Consider the following 1,946-nt stretch of genomic DNA (forward strand, 5'->3'; position numbering starts at 1 on the left):
GGCGGGTGGCCTGGATCGGGGCCTTGACGCCTTTGCGGGCGATCTCGCCGGTCAGGCCGCGTTCGGTGAGTAGGTCAGGGGCGTTGCTAACGAACGTGCGACCAGGGATCAAAAAGTTGATCATCGGGTGAAGGGTGGCCCTGGTGTGATCTCGGCGGAATGATGTCGGTCTGTGGCTCGTCTGCCGGAGAACTTCCCTGACCTGGTTGAACATTGGACGCTGCTGCCGACGGAGTCGGACCTGTTGGCAGGCAAGCATGATGGGCCGACGAAGCTGGCGTTCGCGGTGCTGTTGAAGTTCTACGGCCGGTACGGGCGGTTCCCGCGGGGGCGGGCGGAGCTGCGTGATGAGGTCGTGGAGTTCGTCGCGGCGCAGGTCAAGGTGGCAGCGCCTGATCTGGGCCTCTACGAGTGGAACGGTCCGACGATCAAGCGGCATCGGGCGGAGATCCGCCGTTTTTTCGGGTTTCGTACGTTCACGGTGGCGGATTTCGACAAGTTGACCGACTGGCTGGCGGGCGACTATGCGCAGCGGGTACGCCGCCCGGAGCTGGTACGCGAGTACTTCCTGGCCGAGTGCCGTACACGGCAGTTGGAACCGCCTACGCCGGGGCAGATCGACCGCTTGGTGGCCAGCGCGCTGGCGCAGGGTGCCGAGTCGGTCGCGACCCGCGTGGCGGGCCGCCTCGATCCTGGCGTGATCGGCCGGCTGTTGGCGCTGGTGCAGAGCAGCGACGGTGCTCCGGACGCGATGGACGCCGACATCGATGCCGATGTGGAGGCTGATCCGAGCCTGCTGCGCTGGATCAAGTCCTCGGCCGGGGACGTCAGCCTGAAGACGATGCTCGACGAGGTCGCCAAGTTGGAGGCGATCCGCGCTTTCGAGCTGCCGGGCGACGCGTTGCGCGACGTGTCGGTCAAGGTCGTGGCGGAGTGGGAGCACACCGCGTTGATCGAGTCGCCGAGTCATGTGCGCCGGCGTGCGGAGCCGCTGCAGGCGGCGATGCTCATCGCGTTGCTGCTGGCCCGCCAGCAGCAGATCACCGATGCTCTGGTGCAGCTGCTGATTTCGACGGTGCATCGGATCGGGTTGCGGGCGGAGAAGAAGGTGTTCCGGCAGATGGCCGCCGAGTTCACCCGGGTGGGCGGCAAGGAGAGCCTGCTGCTGAAGGTGGCCGACGCCGCGCTACGCCGCCCGGACGAGACGGTGCGGCAGGTGGTGTTCCCGCTGGTCGGCTCGGAGAACCTGCGGAACCTGGCGGCGGAGTTCAAGGCCGGCCGCACGGTGATCCAGACGAAGGTGCAGGCCAGCTACCGCGAGTCGTACACCCGGCACTACCGCCAAGGTTTGATGGTGGTGACGGATTCGCCGCGGGCTTGGCGGGCGCGGGCGATGGCGAGAATGTCGTCGGTGACGGTGGTGGGGCGTCCGCCGTGTCGGCCGGCGGTGGCTGTGGCGCGTAGTGCGTCGAGGGTGCGTTCGCGGATCAGTTCGCGTTCCATCTCGGCGGCGAGGGCGGCGACGGCGAACAGGAGCCGGTCGGCGAGGGTGGCGCCGCCGGGGTGGTGTACGCCGGCGCAGATGCCGGTGAGGATTTCCAGGGTGATGTCGCGGGCGTGGAGTTCGTCTTCGAGGAAGACGAGCAGTTCTTTCATGGAGCGGGCGACTCGGTCGGGGCGGTGGATGACGAGGGTGTCGCCGGCGCGCAGGGTGTTCAGGGCGGTGCGCGGTTTGGGGCGGTCGCCGCGGGTGCTCGTGGTCTCGATGATGATCTCGCGGCAGTGTGCGGTGTTGAGGTCGTCGAGTTGGGAGTCGTGGTCTTGCTCGCGGGTGCTGACCCGGCAGGGCTATTGCGTAGTCGGTTGAAGGGTGTTTGAGCTGGGGTTTTGATATGGGACCGGTCGAGGGTGGGTCCATGTAGGACGGGTACGGCCCGTTGGTGATC

Annotated in this window: 2 pseudogenes; one reads left to right on the top strand and one right to left on the bottom strand. The window is 67.2% G+C overall.

Annotation, left to right across the window (positions count from 1 at the left end):
* Positions 1–172: 172 nt before the first annotated feature.
* Positions 173–728: pseudogene (locus ACLQ24_RS29465) on the top strand (DUF4158 domain-containing protein); the annotation flags it as partial.
* Positions 729–1,335: 607 nt separating this feature from the next.
* On the opposite strand, the pseudogene ACLQ24_RS29470 reads toward ACLQ24_RS29465, so the two are convergent.
* Positions 1,336–1,785 (bottom strand): annotated as a pseudogene (locus ACLQ24_RS29470) (recombinase family protein); the annotation flags it as partial.
* Positions 1,786–1,946: the final 161 nt, after the last annotated feature.

Source organism: Micromonospora sp. DT4 (assembly GCF_049841675.1).
GTDB lineage: Bacteria > Actinomycetota > Actinomycetes > Mycobacteriales > Micromonosporaceae > Micromonospora.